Source organism: Candidatus Krumholzibacteriota bacterium (assembly GCA_016932415.1).
In the GTDB taxonomy this organism is placed as follows: Bacteria; Krumholzibacteriota; Krumholzibacteriia; order Krumholzibacteriales; family Krumholzibacteriaceae; genus Krumholzibacterium.
Map to the genome: position 1 here is coordinate 52,446 of JAFGCX010000006.1, position 14,625 is coordinate 67,070.

General features: G+C 51.4%; 10 protein-coding genes. 2 read left to right on the top strand and 8 right to left on the bottom strand.

What is annotated here, in order from left to right; genetic code table 11:
* Positions 1–62: 62 nt before the first annotated feature.
* The 8 genes from JW814_00760 to JW814_00795 form a co-directional block, all read right to left on the bottom strand.
* Entirely contained in the window at positions 63–2,744 is a 2,682-nt protein-coding gene (locus tag JW814_00760) for a T9SS type A sorting domain-containing protein (GenBank protein MBN2069957.1), read from the bottom strand.
* A 168-nt stretch (positions 2,745–2,912) separates the two neighbouring features.
* Positions 2,913–3,239 carry a hypothetical protein gene (locus JW814_00765; protein ID MBN2069958.1) on the bottom strand — a complete coding sequence of 109 codons (327 nt, stop codon included), beginning with the start codon at positions 3,237–3,239 and terminating at the stop codon, positions 2,913–2,915.
* Positions 3,240–3,241: 2 nt separating this feature from the next.
* Entirely contained in the window at positions 3,242–5,101 is a 1,860-nt protein-coding gene (locus JW814_00770) for an ATP-binding cassette domain-containing protein (protein ID MBN2069959.1), read from the bottom strand.
* A gap of 187 nt (positions 5,102–5,288) precedes the next feature.
* Positions 5,289–6,632 (bottom strand): DUF4900 domain-containing protein, encoded by a 1,344-nt coding sequence (locus tag JW814_00775; GenBank protein MBN2069960.1) that lies wholly within the window; start codon positions 6,630–6,632, stop codon positions 5,289–5,291.
* A gap of 26 nt (positions 6,633–6,658) precedes the next feature.
* Complete coding sequence (locus JW814_00780; protein ID MBN2069961.1) at positions 6,659–9,844, bottom strand: choice-of-anchor J domain-containing protein; 3,186 nt, start codon at positions 9,842–9,844, stop codon at positions 6,659–6,661.
* A 23-nt stretch (positions 9,845–9,867) separates the two neighbouring features.
* Complete coding sequence (locus JW814_00785; protein MBN2069962.1) at positions 9,868–10,305, bottom strand: prepilin-type N-terminal cleavage/methylation domain-containing protein; 438 nt, start codon at positions 10,303–10,305, stop codon at positions 9,868–9,870.
* A 19-nt stretch (positions 10,306–10,324) separates the two neighbouring features.
* A complete protein-coding gene (locus JW814_00790; GenBank protein ID MBN2069963.1) occupies positions 10,325–10,921 on the bottom strand; it encodes a type II secretion system protein in 597 nt (198 codons plus the stop codon).
* A gap of 428 nt (positions 10,922–11,349) precedes the next feature.
* Complete coding sequence (locus JW814_00795; protein MBN2069964.1) at positions 11,350–13,398, bottom strand: T9SS type A sorting domain-containing protein; 2,049 nt, start codon at positions 13,396–13,398, stop codon at positions 11,350–11,352.
* A gap of 135 nt (positions 13,399–13,533) precedes the next feature.
* Between JW814_00795 and JW814_00800 the strand changes: the two genes are divergently transcribed.
* Positions 13,534–13,878 (top strand): hypothetical protein, encoded by a 345-nt coding sequence (locus JW814_00800; GenBank protein MBN2069965.1) that lies wholly within the window; start codon positions 13,534–13,536, stop codon positions 13,876–13,878.
* Positions 13,879–14,024: 146 nt separating this feature from the next.
* Entirely contained in the window at positions 14,025–14,483 is a 459-nt protein-coding gene (locus tag JW814_00805; GenBank protein MBN2069966.1) for a hypothetical protein, read from the top strand.
* Positions 14,484–14,625: the final 142 nt, after the last annotated feature.

Genomic DNA, 14,625 nt, shown 5'->3' on the forward strand with positions numbered 1-14,625 from the left:
GATACAGGACAGAGACTGCTTCCCGATCTTATCGATAATATTTGATGCTGCCGGAAAATGTTCTACCTCAAGAGAACAGCTTTTCGAGTGAATAGATGATCTCCCGCCCTGTACTTTATGAAATATATCCCTGATGAGACATCGCTCCCGCTTTCATTCTTCCCATCCCATTTTGCCGTGTATCTGGATGGTTCGTGCTCGCTGTCCACAAGCGTCCGGACCCTTTGCCCCTTCACGTCAAAGACCGCGATTGTCACGTGGGTCTGTTCAGCGACTGAATATCCAATTACGGTGGCCGGATTGAAAGGATTCGGATAGTTCTGATCCATTCCGAAGACCAGAGGCGGATTATCATCGTCACCGGTAAGGGTGACGTTGACGGAAGCTCTTATCGAAGCCATCTTTTCGGGAGCCGATTTGCCATGCTCGACCCATGAATTATAGAGATCCTGGCCCGTGCTGTTCGTCACATTCTCGTCACGAAGAAACTCGACGTATTCCCTTGTGGTTGTCTGGTAGAAAAGAGTCACTATGACCGAATCGCTCTCGAGAGGCAGGTTGTAGGGAGTAATATCCCAGTACTGCCCGTCCTCATATTGACAGGCTACCGCCGGAGATTGTATTTCCTCGAACGCGGTATTCGTGAAACCCCTCGGAGGGATCCTGTTATCGCTGTAGATGGTGTCATTAAGGACAAAATGGAACGATTTCCCTTCCGGAAGGCCAAGAGCAGAAGCGAGTGATGGACTGAGCCCTGGATGTATCTCATAGATCTTGATCCTGGGATCTTCAATCAAAAGAGCTTCAGCATAGTCGTATCTGCCTGATTCATAAATGGTCTGACCAGTCACGTCGAGCGCCTTGATATTGATCCAGATCCTTCTTCCCTCGGGATATCCCGAAGGTAACTTGTGAGCGGTCTCATTCGTCACCTTAACCGAAATACCGAAATCTTCCGGGATTACTTCAAGAGTCGCGGCTTTTTCAAGCATCGATCGCGCTCTGGTCACCGCGTCATTGAGCTGGGCTGCGTCTACCTCGTCGGGGAAATAATCAGAAATCATCTTCGGAATAAAAGTGTTCCCTCCCGTGAGATCATGAAGCGCCAGGTCTGCCCTGTCGTTGACGCCGGTCTGGTTAGCCCCTTTCGCGTAGACATCCCTCATATGGCAATCCTGGCATGAAGAGACTATCCCATCAGGTTTATTGCCGGCGAACTGGGGAGCAAAGACTCCGGATGAAGCATATTCACTCATTTTCCATTCACTGTAGGTCCTCTCGATCGGCATCATATTCCTGATCGACATATCCGGGTGTTTTTCATCGAATCCGGATGGCGTATAATCATCTGACGAGGTTTGAGTGAAAACGGGGCTGCTTACATCATGGCATGTACCGCACAGGTCCCCGGATCTGTGTATCGGCGACTCGACGAAATCATGACTCGCCTCGGCATCTGAATATGGACCTCTCTTGACCGGACCGGGATCATTGATGAACTGGCCATTACCGTATTGCAGAGGTAGCGGGTCGACAGTCGCGAGGACTCCGACATCCGCCTGAGGACTGACACCCTCTTTATAATCGAAGTCGACTATCCGGTGGCAGAAATCGCAATGGACTCCATGCCTGTCCCTGACAGTCAACATCTCGCCGCTTGTATCGACCGATCTGCCCTCCTGCCAGCCTCCGGGGAAATGACACCTGATACAAAGGTCGCCGACCGAAGGCGCGTCCTGTTCAGCAACCGTCATGCAGGCGAGGAAGAGGGGATCACGGGCAGCCTGGCCCATCATGCTTCCCCTCCAGTTGTACCACGGTTCAGCTTCCGGATCGTAATTGCCATGGCATGTGGCGCATGAGATATCGGGATCTTCCAGTATAGCTCCCTCGTGAGGCTGCGTGCCGGGCATCTCCATATCCCTGAGGGTCGATGGGACATACCCTGCCGGAGTCGCGGTTATGGAAAAATCTCCAAGGCTGAAATCCGAACCCCGATTTCCCGCGTTGTCAAAGGCTTCGACCTTTATCCTGTTCGATATCCCCGGATAGTTCGGCACAAACCAGGAGAACCCTGTTCCCGTGGGTTCATTGCTTCCGACAGGAACGAAAGTCGTACCACCGTCGTCGGAATGATAGATATTGATATGCGATATTCCACTTGGGTCATCGGCGGTAAAATTAACCGAATAATATGATCCTGCCTGCATCACCTCGGCACCATCCGGATCAATCAAGTCTACCGACGGAGATATCGTATCGGTAGCTCCCGACGGGGTCAGATAGGGTATGATATCGGCGATATCCACATTCAGTACGTTGTTCCTGTTTCCTTCGTACAGACCCGGGAATGTCGGTGTATTTGAAAAATTGACTATATCGCCAGCTTCTATATAGTTTTTGTACCCGTCGGAATCCGAATCAAGATTATGGGCGGCAAGAATTGCCTCCTCATTGCTCAAACCGTTATTAAGACCGATCTCGACAGCCAGTCCATACGGATTCCTCTGCCCTCCCCCCCCGAAATCAAAGTGGCAGACCCCGCAATGTCCGCTGTTACTGGGCAGATTGTCGAGCGCCGTTCCTTCCGCCGCGGGATAGGTCGAAAAGAAGGTCTTTCTGATCGGATTTCGGGCTTGAAGTTCCGATCCTGGAGTGACCATCGAGACCACGATGAATAATATCACAAGGGCAAGTCCAATCCTTGCCGCGAAAAGTGAATCGGAGAAACATAGCTTTTTCACTTGAATCATCTCCAGTCGGATCATCCTTTTATTGCAATTACGCGGAAACATCCGGCATGACGGTAATATATAAATGATAATTGATATCACTTGAGAAATAGTATCATATTTGCGGAAATAATTCAATCCTCTTGATCACTGACCTCAAGAAAGGTTTGCCTGACCATATCACTTCTGCCAGACGCCGTATCCCTTGCGCCGGAGTATCCGGGCCAGCTCGATCTCCATTTCGCAGGCGTCGCGATATGACAGAGGATTATATTCTTCGTAGAGGAGCGGGCAAAGTCTTATTCCGAACCGGCGCACATACCGGTTCGATTTGTAACCGGCAAGGTGGTTCTCAAATCTTTTTTCGGGATCGAGTCCGGTCATGCCTACATAGAGGCACTTCATCCCCTCTTTATGCCCGGGGTTTTCATTACTGAACTTCTCATCCCTGAGTATTTCATCGCTCAGTTCGATGACATAGACGTTATGGTGTTTCTTTCCTCTCACTGTTACCGCGCCTGGTCGTCAAGCTTTTCCAGCGACCGCCTGAAAAATTCCCTCTGCTTTTCCAGCTCGACGCTGACAGATTCAAGCCTGTCGAACGATTCATCGATCTCGGTCCTGCACCTGTGAATATTTCTTGAGATCGCGGCAATTGCTTCAGCTTCCCCCTCGCGCGAAGCGCTGGCGATCTCGGAATGATAATCTTCCATCCGCGCTTCAGCCTCTATGATCCTCTTTTCCAGCTCATCGAAGAGCCTTTCCAGCGGCTTTAATATCCTGTTCTTTTCCCTGTTTATCTCCTGCCTCTTCTGCCTGATCTCTTTCCTCGATTCGGATGTCCTCTGTTTTTTTTCTTCCCCTTCCGGCAAGGGCGGCACCCGTTCTTCCTCCCACCCTCTTGTTTCAAGGAAACGCTCATACGAACCCTCGAATAGACCGGCGCATGATCCCTGGAATACGATGAGCCTTTCGGCGAGACCATGCAGAAACATCTCGTTATGCGTCACCATAATTACCGCGCCCTTGAAATCTATCAGCGCCTCGAGCAGCGCGTCGCATGATTCCATGTCCAGATGGTTGGTAGGTTCATCGAGAATAAGCAGATTGACCGGAGTCGCTATTATCTTGCCGAGCATCACCCTGCTTTTCTCTCCTCCGCTGAGGACCCTGATCTTTTTCAGTGCTCCATCCCCTTCGAACATCATCATCGCGCTGATATCCCTGGCCTTCTGTTGACCCGTCTCGGGATTCGAGATCATTATCTCGTCAAGGACAGTCCTTTGATCATCGAGACTAGATGTATTTGCCTGTTCGTAGAAGGTGTATTCCACCGTTGGATTGAAGTTTATCTCCCCGGAATCGACCTGAAGGTCCCCGGCAAGCGTCCTGAGCATCGTGCTTTTTCCTTTTCCGTTTTGCCCTATAACGCATATCCTGTCGTAAGGCCCGACCGAGAAAGACAGGTCGGAAAAGAGGGGCTTCGCCGGATCGAAACCGAAAGATATCCGGTCGACATTCAAAACCGGTTTTCCGTTGAACAGTCTGGACATGAAAGAAAAATCGAGATCCCTCGCTTTTTCGAGTTTCTCGAGTTTCTCCTGTTTTGCCAGAGTCTTTATCCTTGATTGGACCATATTGGCAAGCCGCGCTTTTGCCCTGAATCTCCTGATGAATTCCTCGGTTTTTTTCCTCTTTTTTTCATCGTTGATACGCGTCTTTTCGTAGACCTCTTCCTCCATCGCGAACTGCGAATAGAGTTTTTCAGTATTCCCCTTTATCTTTCTCAGAGTCTTGCGGTATATCCCCATCGTGTGCGTCACGACATTATCCATGAAAGACCGGTCGTGAGTGATAAGAATAAGCTCTCCGTGCCAGCTTCCAAGGAACCGGGTCAGCCATCTTATCGAAGTTATGTCGAGGTAGTTGTTCGGTTCATCGAGCAGGAGAAGGTCGACGTCCCTGACAAGGACCTTCGCTAGATTAAGCCTTACCTGGAACCCTCCGGAGAGTTCGCCTGGCTCTTTCTTCATATCTTCTTCGCTGAAGCCGAGACCCGCCAGGACCTTCTCCACCTTCCAGAAATGGTCTTTTTCCCGCTCGCTCAGACCTCTGCACCCTTCGCGAAGAACTGAACTTTCAGTGAATTCCGTCTCCTGGTGGACATAACCGATAGTATATCCCTTTGGAATCGTGATAGTCCCGGAATCGGCCTCTTCCTCCCCGCTGATCAGCCTGAAAAGGGTGGTCTTTCCTTCCCCGTTCCTTCCCACCAGCCCGAGCCTCTCGCGCGTGTTCAGCTTGAAACCCGTTTCTCGAAAGAGTTCCTGCGTGCCATAGCTTTTTGATATGCCGTCTACTATGATCATCCCGGGATCGATCCGCCTTCATCGTTCAGGTCGCGTCAGTTCTGAATACAGAACAGCCCTGCCGGACCATCTGTGTTTTCACAGCTGGTCCGGCATCATTGAAGTATATAGAGATATGCCACTGAATTCAATCACGCTGAGAACAAATGGAAAAAATCCCAGCAGGCTTTTCCGCGCCGCTATGCCTCTACCAGAAGTTACGCGACAGATCGGTAGAGGGATCGATCTCGTTCCACGCGATTTTTTCCACCTGCCCCGTAGTCGGAAAAGCGGGAGGAGGCGTATCCATCAACCTGCTGTCATAGTTGTAGTCTTTGTTATACCCGGTGCTTATACCGTAAGACCCGAATGTTCCGACAGCACCTCTCTGCTTCTGTATGATCCCGCCATAGACGACCAGGTCGCCCCGCGGGCTTCCTGAACTGTAGTTCTCGACTCCCCACGACGTATCGAGAGCCATTATAGCCGCCATGACGGTCTCGTCAGCAGAGTCGCGGTTCGCCGTATTGTCAGCCATCGTCACGTTTCCTTCCGCGACAAGCCCGCAGAGGTCTGTCGACGTCGGATCGGTCCTCGGATCGGTATCATAGACAAGATTGTCGGTTATGAAGATATCCCCGCTGCACCCGACAGTGACCTGTCCCTTGATCCTTCCCTTGACCTCTGCCCTTCCGGAGACATAGATGACGCCATTGGCGGGATAGCTCATGTCGTTGGTCGTGCCACCGATCTTCACCCTGAGATACGGATTGCCCCCTCCATCGACCATAAATTCAATCGCGACCGGATTCCCGGTCAGCGCAAGCCCTCCGCTCGCTGTAGCGGCGTTTAAAAGCATGCTCGTATCGGTCGGAAGGTCTATGCGTGAGGCATTGAGAGTCAACCCCTTGTGAAACTGCGGGTCGTCCTGGGGAGGACCGCCATGATAATAATCAATATCGGCTGCCGCGCTTGACGCTTCACCGTAAAAATCGGGGTTTCCGTATATATGCATCTGGTCATTCGTATGGACCGGGCCATGAAATTCATCATTCTCGTAAAACCATATAGTCGATCCGCTCGGAGATTTTTCCATATCAGAGAAATAGGCGTACCTGGAAAAATTCTGCTGTCCCACCTGTACCTGCAAAACCTTCGATATACCTGTTCCGTTAAGAGTCGCCCGCACCGTAGCCATTACAAACCGCGACGGATTCCCGGTATTGGAATCGAGAGGATCGAGATAGACCGTCACAGTCCCCTTGCCATAGAGATCGGCTTTGTCATAGAGTTCGACAGGCTGGTCCTTGTTCGTCCCGGAACCGGTAAACGGCACTGTCAACTCACTGAGGTGCCGCAGGCTTTTTTCCACTCCCGCTTCGGCAAGATAGAATACCTGCTTGTCAAGCATCTCGTTCGAAGCGAGCTGCGTCTCGTTGACTGACAACGAGCTGAGGCCGAAAGCTATCCCGGTCAGCGCCACCATGATAAGGATGACGATCACGAGAGCCGAGCCCTCTTCGTTTCCGCCGTTGAATCTGAATATACTCATATCCACTCTCTTTCCCGCGGCTAACTTTACGGAGTCGCGGCATTTTCCCTTACTACGACATCATCGATATTCCAGCCGGAATATGCCGAACCTCCATCAGTCTTCAACCTGAACCTGATCGCTACATCTGCCTCTCCATCAGCCCATTCCGCAATATCGAGTTCGACGAATGTCCACTCATCATCGGTTATTTCAGTCGGATTCCGCCAGATCCTCGTCCATGGGCCGGCTGTGCCGGCGATGCTTATATATATGCTCGCCTGGTCATAGGCAGGTGCTTCGATATTGAGCCACCTGTAGAACTGAAGTACGACATTCGAGCTCGATGAACAGTCGATCGCTCCCGAAGGAGTTATGAGTTCGTTATCGGTATTATTCTTATACTGGCCATTCCACCCGTCTTCACCGAGATCGTTTCCGTAGCAGTAATTTCCCGAATGGGCAGAGGCAGGATCATCGTTACCGTTATTTTCTCCGCCTTTTCCGGCGGGAGTCCCTCTCTGCCAGTCGTCCTGCGTCCTCAGCATGTTGTGAGTCCACCCCTTGTCGCCCTCAAAATCGTCCTCGAAGACGATATACGACGAAGCTTCCTGACAGATCGAGAATACGGGACCGAATACGTTGGAGTTGACCGATTCCTCTCCGCTCGTCTCCACCGCCCTCACTGAATAATAATAGGCGACTCCGTCCAGCGGAGGATCGAGGCCGAAGAGTTCGTCATCTGTGAAAGTGTAGCTGACAGATCCCACAGCTGTTATCTCACCGACGATGTGATCGAAAGCGCCGATAGCGCTCTCCTCCCTGTATATCCTGTAAACGATGACATTGTCGGTGCAATGTCCGTCATCGGCAGACCTGTCGAAGACGACAGTGATACTACCGCCCGCGTCGACCGGCGTATCATAAGCTGAAGTTATCCTCGGAGCTCCCGGCTCTCCATCCGACATCGTGTACCCTTCATTGGACGGAGAAGATTCCCTGCTGTTATCAGAGTCGTAGGCTGTAGCCTGATAATAATAGAACTCTCCGATAACGGGAGGATCTGATGGATTCGTTGAAGGTCCATCGACAAAGAGATACGTATCAGAACCGGTCGCCTCTACTTCTGCGATCTGGAAGTATCCTCCAAATTCGACCTTCCGGTATATACGGTAGTAGTCGACAGACCCTGCCGGGGCTATGTCCTGCGGGGCGTTCTCGAAGGTGACGTTCACCGAACCGGTCGCGTCGCAAAGGATATCGTTGGCAGCGAGATTCTCCGGAGGATCGAGTTCCGTATTTCTCAATGGCACACCGGTCATCTCGTTGGACGGCACTTCCGATCCCTCGAAAGAGCGCGTTATCACGCGATATGTATATTCGGCGCCTCTCGTCAGATCAACGTCGATATGGCTGAAGCTTGTCCCCTCGTCCGGCAGGCAGGCAAAAACGGGAGTCCAAGCAGGTTCAAATATCGACTTACGTTCCACTATATATCCCGAGACGACAGCGGGAACGCACGCTTCAGATGGAGATTCAGCCCATGTAAGGACAAGTGATTCTCCCTCGTCATCAGGATAATCGAAGACATTTGTCAGCTGGCACGCCGAGACATCGCCGGCGCCCGAGTAAAAGACTCCTCCATATTCATTCGAATTCACTGACGGGATCGTGTCAGGCGCGCCGCTGAGCGCCCTTGCGACATAATAGTAGTAGTTGTTCGCCTCGGGAGGCTGTCCGGCAAGGTTGCCTGCCTGGCTGTCGAGGAAATTATAGTATTCAGATCCGTCGGCATTGATTATTCCGACGAGAGTCTTTGACAGGATCCCTCCACCACCTTCGTTGCTGCGATAGACCTCATACCGGTCGACAAGAGTACTCGCTCCGCCGAGATCATCGATCGACCTTTTGACGACCACCGTTACCTCATCAACGTTGTCGCAGGGAGTATCAAAAGCGTCGGTAATGACTGGCGGGTCCGGTCCATTCGGAACAGCCTGGACTGGCCCGGCTATATTCGACATCACAGATTCCTGCGGCCGGCAGTCCCACGCGGTGACGTAATAATAGTACGACGTACCGATCTGCGGCCCTCCGGCGGGGGAGGACGCGTCATCTACATAGACATAGGAAGAGATACCCTTTGGCACGCTCATCCCGATACATTCCCATTCCGACATCCCCTCTATCCTGCGGTAGACGTTATAGCTGGTAAGGTCCTCTTCACCGCCCGATTCGTCGAACGAAGCGTCAAATCCAAGGGTTATGCTTTCACCGGCATCTTTTGGAGTATCGACGGCGGTAAGACTCGATGGCGCTCCGGGGGGATTACCGCACGCGTGAAGGTTGGCGCTTCCCGTTCCGACATTCCTTGGACGGATCTTGCTCGTCATCGTCACGGAGCGATAGTTGCGCGGAGCGCTCGGAGCGCTGTGGCGCCCTGAATACCCGGCCTGCATGGTCGCCGACTCCGCTTCAATAGTGACCTGGACCTCGATGATCCTGCTCAGCATATTCTGGGAGACAGGCGTCACCGAGGCGATCTCGGCCTGGCTCAACCGGCCGTCGCCATTATTGTCGCCCCAGAGAGTGATCACTCCGGTACCTGAATAATCACCGTAATATTTGAAAACCGGTTCTGGAAATGTCCCGTCGGGGTAGTTGTTCCTTCCGCGTATCCCGGAGGCGATCATATCCTTCTTGTATCCGTTCTCTTCCCTGTAGATCGCGTAATCGTCGGGATTCTGAGTAATCGTATATACGTCCGTCGCGTCGACGATACCGTTATCATCATGGTCGAGAGTATACCTGATCGTCTCGGCATTATTATTATACCTTGAAAGGGCGCCGATACTCTCTCCGGGCAACATCCCCGGAGTATACGACGTGCCATCGCTGAGAGGGACGCTCTCGCTCGTACTCATCCCCTGGACTCCATTGATCCCCGATGAGATATCGGCATTGAAGATCACCTGGTATGGAGCAGCGTCGATAAAAACCGGCTGCCCGTTAAAATCGTCAATGTTCAATCCCGCGAGCCTCAGATCCTTCTGCATCGTCTCGAGCGCGACTCTCCCGTTCTGCTGAGCGTCGATATAGCTGTTTTCCGCGTCAGACGCCTTCTTCTGAGATATCAGAACGCCGTACGCTCCTATGATAAGAAGCCCTACCACGAGCAATCCTATCATCATCTCGACAAGGGTGAACCCCGATCTGCTGTTTCTTTTTTTCATCATGATCCATCTCCAGCGTTTCTTTACAGGTTGATATCCTTGAACCGGCTTATGCTCGATTTTAATTCAACGTTTCGCACCCTGTCCGCCTGCCGCCATTCGACTCTCACCGTGATTTCTTTCATAACGCTGTTTCCTACGGCGTTCAGCGAATCGGAGATAGCGACAGTCCTTTTGAATATCCTGTACTCCGGATCGGCAACGTTTACCTGTTCGAAATCTTCACTCGGAAAATTAGTCGAATTGATCGCGCTGTATCTGATCGAACCGATCACCTCTTCCATTTTCTCATGTGCGAGGTTGGTCGCTACCACGGTATGTTTTGAATTCATGTTGGCATGCATCGCCCTGAACATCACCCTGCTGAGACCGAGCACGCCTATAGCGAATACTGTCAGCGCGACAATGACCTCCACGAGAGTCATTCCTTTTTGCGACCGCGGCAAAATCTTGTCAAACATACCGTCCTCCAGGCGTTCTTTAATCATAATTCGGTCTCTGGACCGATACACTTCCGGTCGATCTCCTTACGACCATCATTCTGTCTGTCCCTTTTTCCTGCTGGCGAAATTCGAGCTCGGGCATCACGAATATCAGGCCTTCCTCATTCGAGGAGCCGTTCGGATGAAAGATCACCCTTGGCGGACTACCCGAGAACGTCACCGGTTTTGTGACGTAAGCTCCCTCTTCATCGGTAGAACCGGCGATCATCCCGAATACCTGGCCGCTTGGAAGCTGGTAAGGTCCGTAGACCTTCTCTCCCGCGTCGGCCCTCCCGTTGCCTCTCGCTGTCGGATCGAAACCGCCGCTCGCCGGATCGCCGTTACCCCCGCCATCATCGTCGAGTATGATCACATTCGAGCGATCGAGATCGAAGAAGACTATATAATCATTTTTTTCGTGAATGGCGCTGCTGCGCGCTTTCCTCAGCGCTCCCATCACTATTCCCGCGGCATCTTTCGATTGATGTCGCCTGAGAAACTTTATCAGGGGTGGAGTCGCTACCGTCATTACGATCCCGAAGATCGAGATAGCTACCATCATTTCTACCAGGGTAAATCCATAATTTTTTTTCATCTTTCGATCCTCTTCGCGCATCTGTTTTCTCATCAGACAAAACTATTCGTAATGAGTGCAAACGCTTAAATTGTGCCATATTCGATTAAATCATAACTCTCACTGACCATTCATGTTATCTCTGTCGTGACACACTCTGGGACAATCAATACTTCTCAGAATGCAACCAGTTATTGCATTTGGAAAGGTGTAAATAGCATAACAACCTGTTAAACAATCAGTTATAACAAGCAAACATAAGGTCTGATACAGCGCTATAATGTGTCACAGGGTACTATTCGGAATTATTATTGACAGGGGAATAAATAGAAATACTCACTCATATTGTGGGGATAATTCCCCACATCGCCGGGACATCCGCTTTTCAGTGTATCATGGCCGGTTATCCAGCTATTCCCGGAATTCTTCCTGAGAAGCCCTGGTTCCCATCAGCGGACAAGTATCATCTTTCTCGTAATAGACACCTTGCCGCCATCGAGGCGGTAGAAATAAACTCCCGAACTGACCTTGCCGCCGCCGGTGTTGGTTCCATCCCATTTTACCTTGTGCATCCCGGCCCCCTGCGGAGAATCGACAAGTTTTTTTATCAATCGTCCCTGGACATCATAGACTATTATCGAGACAGAAGACTGGCCTGGAAGATAATAACCGATCATCGTCGATGGATTGAACGGGTTCGGGTAGTTCTGCATAAGCATGATCTGGGCTTCGGGAAGTTCGATCTCTTCCGTCTGCAGGAGGATTTTTCTGTCATCCCCCGAAGTATAAAGAATGTTGTACCTGTAAACCGTTCCAGGCACGCATTCGCGATCGATGAATGTGAATGTCATCGCCTGCCTGAGAACCTCTGAGGAGGAGAGGACTGTAAATATCCCGGTTCCGCCGCTTGAGCGTTCGACTATGAACCGCGCGTCGTCATCGATCTCGCTCAGCGTCCATGAAAGCTCGATCTCCCTGCCACTCGCGACGAGCGAATAACTCTGCAGCAATGTCGCGACAAGAGTGCTTCCGTCAGCGTCTATCCTCTGCAGATAAAGATCGACGTCGCTCCCCTTGCGGCTGTCTTCCCATATTATCATCGCCCCGCCTTCGCCATCCGTCGCGGCTGAATGGATCCACTGCGTATTTTCCGCGCTGCAGATCACTTCACCGTTGCCAGTCCACATCGGATTTCCTGCCGCGTCGACCCTCTGAGCGAATATGTCGTAATTTCCATTCCTGTAGTCGTACCAGGAGATGATCGCCCCCCCCTCACCGTCCGAGACGATCTTCGGACTCCACTGTTTTGAAGCGACGGAACAGACTTCAACGCCATTCGTTTCCCACAGAAAAGAACCGTCAGATAATATTCTCTGGGCATATATGAAATTCTCGCCGTACCGGCTGTCTTCCCAGGCCAGGATCGCTCCACCTTCGCCATCGGAGATCATATTTGGAGAATCAAGACCAAAACCGTTTGAACAGACGGCTATCCCGTTATCGCTCCATAGCATATTCCCCGTCGTATCGACCCGCTGAACGAACAGATCGGAATGCCCTGACCGCTGATCCACCCAGGCTATGATCGCCCCGCACGAATTATCGGAGATTACCTCAGGCGCGTACTGATTTCCCGATGAAACGCACACCGCGACTCCATCGCTTCCCCACAGATCGATCCCGTTTTTGTCGATCCTCTGCGCAAAGATATCGCGCTGGCCGTTCCGGCGGTCCTCCCAGCTGACAAGGATTCCACCTTCCCTGTCCGAAGCTGCATCGATATGATCCTGCCTTCCGGTGTCGGAACAAACGACTATACCATTCGATTCCCAGAGCAGCTGCCCGTCAGCCCCCACCCTCTGGGCGAAGATATCGAAGTTATTATACCGAAAATCCACCCAGCAGATGATCGATCCCCCCGCGCCGTCTTCGACGATACAGGGAGTCGTCTGGTCCATTGTGGAGCCACATACGGCGATACCGTCAGCGGGCCAGAGGCTGACGCCTTCGTCGCTGACCCTCTGGGCGTATATATCAAAATTGTTGCCCCGCCAGTCCGCCCAGGCGACTATTGCTCCACCCTCCAGGTCGGATACTAGCGTTGGAGTCCACTGGTCATTCGTGGCCCGGCAAGCCGCCACTCCTTCGACGCTCCAGGCGACCGAACCTTCCAGATCGTACTTTTGCATATAGATATCGGTATTGCTCCCTCTCCCGTCTTCCCATACCACTATGATTCCTGACTGGACGGGAATGATCACCGGTGATCTCTGTCCTCCCGCCTCGGTGCAGACAGGGATCCCGTTTTCGCTCCACTGCGCCGACGCGGAAAGAAAAAAAGCTGCTGACATCGTGACGATCAGCATTATTATTACACGTTTATAGATTCCCATATTCAACCATCCATGTTCTGTGCGCGGACGATCGGGATCAGTACTTTTTATATTGTTTTCTCTTTCCCACAGATCTCCGCTTCTATCGCTCGAGCGTAAAAGCATAAATCATTCCATAGATAAATTCCCCTAGATACCCTCGTGTACTTGGAGATTATTGATTATGTCCTTTGATTTCCTTTCTGATACAATGCTTCCGCCCCCTTTCCGGGATCGATAAAACAGGAGGATTAGGCGCGCATGGTCAAGTATATCAGATGGATAGCGAGGATATGGAGCCTTTTGAGCATAGCTTTCGTCCTGGTATTTTTTGTCGGTGAAGGATTCGACCCTCGTGCTTTCAGCGGGATCGAATGGCTGATGTTTTTTTTCTTTCCAATAGGAACGCTTGCAGGACTGGTGCAGGGATGGAAGAAAGAAGCTATCGGGGGAAGCGTCACTCTTTTCAGTTTTGCAGCTTTCTATATCGTCGATTTCATAAGTACAAGGTCATTTCCGAAGGGGCCTTACTTTTTCCTTATAATGGCGCCTGGATTGCTATTCTTGCTCTGCTGGTTTCTGACGCATGACCAGAGGACCAGCTGACGATCTGTCCGATGAGGGATTTTTCGGAAAAATCACCTGTGTCATTTTTTTATTGGACAAGTCCTGTCAAGTATGGAAAATAAATCATCTGAAGGATAACGCGTGCGTGCCATCTTTTAGATGGCACGGTCAAAAAGGAGCGAAGCATGAAATATTTACTTATCGTGTCATTAGTGCTGTCTCTTTCCCTTGCGGCGTGTTTCGACGACAACCCTTCGAAACCCAAGGACGGTGATGAAGAAGATATCTCCCCCTATACGGGGACCTTCACCCTTGATTTTGAACTCCTTTCAAATACCTGCGCCATACCCGCGCCGCCAGGGAATACGGTCAATATCACCATCATCGGGGATTCATTGATCACATTCGGTACGGTAGCTGGAGACTGGGATTCCCTGACGACAAGCGGATCGGGCGTTTCAGATGAGACTACTGTCCCGGTGATACCTCCCGACTGTTATTCGTACTACACCGTCACATTCAATATCACATTCAGCGATCTGGATAATTTTACCGGTACATATGGAGCTTCGTACAGAAAAGACGAGGAATGTCCCAATCCTGATCCGTGCAGTTTCGAATATTCGATAACGGGAACGAGATGATCCCCGCGTGAGCGGCTGGCGGATACCTCAGCCGCTCACGCTTGCGGATCGAATCATCGAAGCAGTATCATCTTTTTCGTCTTGTCTATATCGTCGGATCTCAGGCGGTAGAAGTAGACTCCGCTCGACACCTGGCTGCCGC

Bases quoted from the DNA above. Each gene is read 5' to 3' on its own strand.
- JW814_00775 (MBN2069960.1), bottom strand. From the start codon at position 6,632: ATGAGTATATTCAGATTCAACGGCGGAAACGAAGAGGGCTCGGCTCTC.
- JW814_00790 (MBN2069963.1), bottom strand. From the start codon at position 10,921: ATGAAAAAAAATTATGGATTTACCCTGGTAGAAATGATGGTAGCTATC.
- JW814_00770 (MBN2069959.1), bottom strand. From the start codon at position 5,101: ATGATCATAGTAGACGGCATATCAAAAAGCTATGGCACGCAGGAACTC.
- JW814_00800 (MBN2069965.1), top strand. From the start codon at position 13,534: ATGGTCAAGTATATCAGATGGATAGCGAGGATATGGAGCCTTTTGAGC.
- JW814_00780 (MBN2069961.1), bottom strand. From the start codon at position 9,844: ATGAAAAAAAGAAACAGCAGATCGGGGTTCACCCTTGTCGAGATGATG.
- JW814_00785 (MBN2069962.1), bottom strand. From the start codon at position 10,305: ATGTTTGACAAGATTTTGCCGCGGTCGCAAAAAGGAATGACTCTCGTG.
- JW814_00805 (MBN2069966.1), top strand. From the start codon at position 14,025: ATGAAATATTTACTTATCGTGTCATTAGTGCTGTCTCTTTCCCTTGCG.
- JW814_00795 (MBN2069964.1), bottom strand. From the start codon at position 13,398: ATGCTTTTACGCTCGAGCGATAGAAGCGGAGATCTGTGGGAAAGAGAA.